The sequence below is a fragment of the Sphingopyxis sp. genome (assembly GCF_016463645.1).
Taxonomy (GTDB): Bacteria; Pseudomonadota; Alphaproteobacteria; order Sphingomonadales; family Sphingomonadaceae; genus Sphingopyxis.
Map to the genome: position 1 here is coordinate 1 of NZ_JAEMQX010000182.1, position 5,599 is coordinate 5,599.

General features: G+C 65.4%; 6 protein-coding genes. 1 reads left to right on the top strand and 5 read right to left on the bottom strand.

Annotated elements, in window-relative coordinates; genetic code table 11:
* A partial coding sequence (gene sucC, locus JHC57_RS20755; RefSeq protein ID WP_294032481.1) for an ADP-forming succinate--CoA ligase subunit beta occupies window positions 1-1,028 on the bottom strand: 1,028 nt, incomplete at its 3' end.
* A gap of 267 nt (window positions 1,029-1,295) precedes the next feature.
* Between sucC and JHC57_RS20760 the strand changes: the two genes are divergently transcribed.
* Window positions 1,296-2,354 carry a M23 family metallopeptidase gene (locus JHC57_RS20760; RefSeq protein WP_294032482.1) on the top strand — a complete coding sequence of 353 codons (1,059 nt, stop codon included), beginning with the start codon at window positions 1,296-1,298 and terminating at the stop codon, window positions 2,352-2,354.
* Between the two features lie 3 nt (window positions 2,355-2,357).
* Here the strand turns inward: JHC57_RS20760 and JHC57_RS20765 are convergent, their stop codons facing one another.
* The 4 genes from JHC57_RS20765 to JHC57_RS20780 form a co-directional block, all read right to left on the bottom strand.
* Window positions 2,358-2,669: a hypothetical protein gene (locus JHC57_RS20765; protein ID WP_294032483.1), complete on the bottom strand. Its 312-nt coding sequence runs from the start codon at window positions 2,667-2,669 to the stop codon at window positions 2,358-2,360.
* 3 nt (window positions 2,670-2,672) lie between these two features.
* Window positions 2,673-3,806, bottom strand: coding sequence for a serine hydrolase (locus tag JHC57_RS20770; RefSeq protein ID WP_294032484.1), 1,134 nt, complete (start codon window positions 3,804-3,806; stop codon window positions 2,673-2,675).
* A gap of 160 nt (window positions 3,807-3,966) precedes the next feature.
* Window positions 3,967-4,656 carry a peptide-methionine (S)-S-oxide reductase MsrA gene (gene msrA / locus JHC57_RS20775; protein ID WP_366928556.1) on the bottom strand — a complete coding sequence of 230 codons (690 nt, stop codon included), beginning with the start codon at window positions 4,654-4,656 and terminating at the stop codon, window positions 3,967-3,969.
* A 331-nt stretch (window positions 4,657-4,987) separates the two neighbouring features.
* Window positions 4,988-5,599 (bottom strand): aminotransferase class I/II-fold pyridoxal phosphate-dependent enzyme (locus tag JHC57_RS20780; protein WP_294032485.1); only part of this gene is annotated, 612 nt, incomplete at its 5' end.

Below are 5,599 nucleotides of genomic sequence, written 5' to 3' on the forward strand. Positions count from 1 at the left end.
TCGGCGATGATGTCGCACTTCATGATGCCGCCGAAGATGTTGACGAGGATGCCCTCGACCGCGGGGTCCTTGAGGATGATCTTGAACGCCGCAGTGACCTTTTCCTTCGAAGCGCCGCCGCCGACGTCGAGGAAGTTCGCCGGAAAGGCACCGTTCAGCTTGATGATGTCCATCGTCGCCATCGCGAGACCGGCACCGTTGACCATGCAGCCGATGTTGCCGTCGAGCTTGATGTAGGCGAGGTCATATTCCGACGCCTCGACCTCGGCCGGGTCTTCCTCGGTCAGGTCGCGCAGTTCGGCGATATCCTTGTGACGGAACATCGCATTGCCGTCGAAGCCCAGCTTGGCGTCGAGGACGAGCAGTTCGTCGCCGTTCGCGCCTTCACAGACCGCAAGCGGGTTGATCTCGATCTGCTCGGCATCGGTCGCGAGGAAGGCGTTGTAGAGGCCGGCGAGTACCTTGGCGGCCTGCTTGGCGAGATCGCCTTCGAGCTCGAGCGCGGCGGCGACGCTGCGGCCGTGGTGCGGCTGCAGGCCCGTCGCGGGGTCGATCGTGATCGTGTGGATCTTGTCGGGCGTGTTGTGCGCGACGGTCTCGATGTCCATCCCGCCTTCGGTCGAGGCGACGACGGCGATGCGGCTCGACGCACGGTCGACGAGCAACGCGAGATAATATTCCTTTTTGATGTCGGCGCCGTCGGTAATGTAGAGGCGGTTGACCTGCTTGCCGGCTTCGCCGGTCTGGATCGTTACCAGCGTGTTGCCGAGCATGTCCTTGGCGTGCGCTTCGACTTCCTCGAGGCTCTTAGCGAGGCGGACGCCGCCCTTGGCATCGGGCCCCAGTTCCTTGAACTTGCCCTTGCCGCGGCCGCCCGCGTGGATCTGCGACTTCACGACATAGAGCGGTCCCGGGAGCTGCTTCGCCGCCGCGACGGCTTCCTCGACGCTCATCGCGGCGATGCCCTTGGGCACGGCGACGCCAAATTTCGCGAGCAGTTCTTTCGCCTGATATTCGTGGATGTTCATGAGGTCTGCCGGGCCTTTCGACTCTGGAAGGGGAGATGATGGGCGCCTAAGCACAAGTTTGGCGGCAATTCCACCCCCGCGAGCCCCAGATATTCTTGTCCGCCGCAAAGGCTTGCGGCCAGCCGGTCCGTCTTCCGGATGACGCCTTGGGCCCGAGCTGATAATCGGGCAGGGTCGCGGGTCGGGATGAGGGAGGCGAAGATGCGGATAAAGCTTCTTGTTTTGGCGTTGTCGGCGTTCGCCGGTCAGGGCGCCGCGACGGCCCGAATGAACCAATCGCTTGATGTGCAGATCATCGAAGCACCGAAAATCATCCGGATCGGCGCGGCCGATCAACTCGTCTATGAACTCCACCTCACCAATTTTTCGAACCACCCGCTCGAACTGAACGGGCTCGTGATCAAGGCCGGCGACGCCCCGATCAAGACCTACGTCCGGGACGAATTGCCCAAGGCCATGGATCTCGTCGGACCTTCCGAAGCCAATGCGCGGATCATTCCGGTCGGTCGCCGCGCCGTCGTCTATATCGGCGTGCCCGCCCCGGCCGGCTTTCCCGGCGGGCCGATCTCGCACAGCCTGACGCTGAACAGGATCGACACCGACGAGGCAGATTTCACGGTTTCGGGCGGCACGGCGGTGCCGGAGGCCACTGCGCATCCGCGCCTGTCGCCGCCGCTCCGCGGTGGCCCATGGGTCGCGGTGTATGAGCCCGGCATGGAGCGCGGCCATCGGCGGGTCTTCTATGCCACCGAAGGCTCGGCTACCCTGCCCGGCCGCTTCGCGATCGACTTCATGAAGGTCGACGCGGGCGGCAAGCTCGCGTCGGGCGACCCCGATATTCCGGCGAACCATTATGGCTTCGGCGCCGAAGTGCTCGCGGTCGCCGACGGTTCGATTGTTGCGGTGCGCGACGACGTGCCCGACCCTGCCACCATATCCGGCCGACCGCGTCCCGGCATCGCCGACGCCAGCGGCAATTATGTCATGATCGACATTGGCGGCGGGCGCATCGCGACCTACGAGCATCTGAAACAGGGCGCGCCGGTCAAGGTGGGAGATCGCGTGAAAGCCGGGCAGGTCGTCGGCTTCCTCGGCTTCACCGGACAGGCGAGCGCGCCGCACCTGCACTTTCATCTCGCCGACCGCGCGTCGATCCTCGGCGCCGAGGGGCAGCCCTATGTCTTCGCGTCGCTCACCCGGCTCGGGCAATATGCGACGATCGATAGCTTTTCGCAGGGCGAAGCATGGCCTCCCACCGACCGCTCCGAAACGGTCCGCGACAGTTTTCCGCCGCCGAACCTCGTGGTCCGCTTCGCGGGCGACTAACGCCTAGCGCAGCGCGCAGAGCGCGGCAGAACTCGTCGAGACCGTCAGGATTTCGGGATCCTTGAGCGCGCGGACCTTGTGCAGGAATTGCGCGAGCGTGAGGTCGGTGATCTGCCTGTCCTTGAGGCTGCCGAGCGCCGACAGGCGGCGCAGCTGGACGAGCGACAGCCGGTCGACCATGCGTTCGGCCATGCACGCCGACATCGCCTTCGACAGGCCGGCATTCTGCAGTCCCGTGCGCAGCCGCGTTTCGGGGGTCGCGCAGCCGGCGAGCGCGAGCGACAGCACGACCAGCGGCAGGGCGGCAAGCTTCATCGACTACCTTCCGTGATATTCGGCGACCGCCGAGGAGACCGACTGCATCAGCGCCATTCGCGCGGGAATGCCCGCGGTGGTGGTGCCCATCATCACGACAATGGCATAGCGGGTGCCGTCGGGCGCGGTCGCGATGCCGATGTCGTTATAGCCTGCGGTCATGCCGCCCAGATTCTGGCCGGTGCCCGTCTTGTGCATGAACTTCCAGCCCGCCGGCAGCCCGGCCTTGAGCCGCTTCGGCCCGCTCTTCGTCCGGCTCAGCACACCCTGCAGATAGTCGGTCGATTCGGGCGACAGCAGGGTGCCGCGCGCGAGCCGCGTCAACGCGCTCGCGATCGCCGAAGGGCTGGCGCCGTCGACCGGGTTGGCGAGATAATTGTCCATCGCGGTCCGGCGCGTCGTCGCGGGCAGCGCGGAGCGCGCGGCCTCGAAGTTGCGGCCGACCGAATAGCTTTGCTGCCAGGTCAGCCCGGCGGTCCCGGCTTGGAGCAGCCGCTCGCCGGGCCCGAAACGGATCGACCCCAGATCCTTTTTCGCGATAAAGGCGCGCACGGCATTGGGCCCGCCGACAGTGCGCAACAGGCTGTCGTTCGCAAGATTGTCGCTGTGGGTAATCGCGGTCTCGATCAGGTCGCGGACACTCATCGTGACCGAACCCTCGGCCCGCACGCGTGCCGCGAGCGGCTGGTGAAAGACCACCAGATCCTCGGGGCCGATACGGACGCGCTGGTCCATCGTCATCCGCCCCTGGTCGACCGCGTCGAGCACGCTCAGCGTGACCCACAGTTTCGACACGCTCTGCTGGGGAAAAAGTTCGGCGCCGCGCTGCGAGAGCGACCATTCGCCATCGATACGCTGCACCGCGATGCCGGTCTTCCCGGGGAAGGCGCGCCAGAGTTCGTAGATGCGGTCGTTGAGACCCGCGGGGGCGCGGCGGAAACCCGGATCTGCCGGGCCTGCGGGGCGCGGCATCGCCGACGGTACCGGCTGGCCGATCGGCACCGTGACCGAACCCGCCGGACCGCGTACCGCCGCCTGTTGCTGCTGACGCGGTTTGGGTACGATCGCGGCGCTGCTGACACAGCCCGCGAGCACCGCGGCGCTCATCGTCAGGGCGACGAGCGGCCTGCCGGACATTCTAAACTTCATTCAAACCCCGCACTTGCGACTCTATATTCTTCATATTCTTCCCGACCCCATTCGGGCATGTCCTCACGTCCCGCAGGCATGTGCGGGGAGCCAGCGATTTGCGGTGAACGATTCTTCTGCCGCGACCAATGGCGGAACTTTACGGGTTTCAGGGCGCCGGCTTCGCCCGCACCATCTCGGGATACAGCCGTTTCAGCGCGACGAGCTTCGGTGCGTCCCAGCGAAGGATATAGCCGTTCTTCGGGTTGCGGCGCATGAAATCCTGATGCTCGGCCTCCGCGGGATAGAAGCGCCTGTAGGTCTCGATCGGCACGACGATCGGCTTGGCGAAATATTTGCCGCCACCGATCTGCGAGAGATAGGCGGTCGCGACCTGCCGCTGGCCGGCGTCGAGCGGGACGATCGCGGCGCGATATTGCGGGCCGCTGTCGGGGCCCTGCCGGTTCTTGAGCGTCGGGTCGGCGATCACCGAAAAGAGGATGCGGAGCAGGCTGCCGTAACTGACCTGCGAAGGGTCATAGACGATGCGGACGGCCTCGGCATGGCCCGACTTGCCGTCGTGCGTGAACTGGTATTTGGCGGTCGCGGCGTTGCCGCCATGATAGCCCGATTCGACCGAAATCACGCCCTTGACGTTGGCAAAGACGCCCTCGACGCCCCAGAAACAGCCGCCTGCGAGTACCGCGGTGGCGCGCTTGACGTTGACGGCGGGGTCGACGAGCGGAGCCGGCAGCTTGACGACGCTTTCGGCCTGCGCCGGCGTACATTGGGCGACTATCGCACCCGCCACCAGCGCCAGGGCGGCGCGGAGGGGCAGTGCGCGCCGCAGCGGCGTCACGCCGGGATCGGCAGCGCCGGCTGATTGAGCACGATATAGGTCGCGCCAATCGCGAAGCCGGCGAGCATGGTGAGGAACCAGTCGGAGCGAAGCATGGAGAGCATATGGGCCTCTTTTCATATCTTGTCGATTCGCGGCTTTGACCGCTTTGGTTACACCGACGATATGGAGCGCCCCGACCAGCCGTTCAGTGATGGCAGTCACCCTAAACAAAATGACTTACCATCCGGTGAACCGGGCGGTTAACCGCCGTTCATGTGCAAATAGGCGCCACCGCCCCGATTACAAGACCGATCGGTACAAAAATAATCTTGCGCGGCGAAACATCTGCTCAGCCGAGTACGGCGCACGCCTGCTGGATGCGCACGCACGCCTCCTTGAGCACCGCTTCGGACGTCGCATAGGAAACGCGGAACGCCGGCGACAGGCCGAAGGCGCCGCCGTGGACCGCAGCAACACGCGCGGAGTCGAGGAAATAGTCGATCAGCGCCTCGTCGCTGTCGATCAGCTTGCCGTCGGGGGTTTTCTTGCCGATGCAGCCCGACGCGTCGGGATAGACATAGAAGGCGCCGTCGGGGACGGGGCAGCTGAGCCCCGGCGCGTCGTTGAGCATCGCGACCACCATGTCGCGGCGCTTCCTGAACGCGGCGTTGCGGTCGTCGAGGAACTGCTGCGGCCCGCCGAGCGCGGCGGCGGCGGCCGCCTGCGCGATCGAACAGGGGTTCGATGTCGACTGCGACTGCAGCTTGCCCATCGCCTTGATGATCCACGCCGGGCCGCCGGCATAGCCGATGCGCCAGCCGGTCATCGCATAGGCCTTCGAACAGCCGTTCACCGTCAGGATGCGGTCGATCAGGTCGGGGCAGCGCTGCGCGAAGGTCGAGAATTCGAAATCGGCGTACCAGACATGCTCGTACATATCGTCGGTCATCACCATCACATG

Bases quoted from the DNA above. Each gene is read 5' to 3' on its own strand.
- JHC57_RS20760 (WP_294032482.1), top strand. From the start codon at position 1,296: ATGAACCAATCGCTTGATGTGCAGATCATCGAAGCACCGAAAATCATC.
- JHC57_RS20765 (WP_294032483.1), bottom strand. From the start codon at position 2,669: ATGAAGCTTGCCGCCCTGCCGCTGGTCGTGCTGTCGCTCGCGCTCGCC.
- JHC57_RS20770 (WP_294032484.1), bottom strand. From the start codon at position 3,806: ATGTCCGGCAGGCCGCTCGTCGCCCTGACGATGAGCGCCGCGGTGCTC.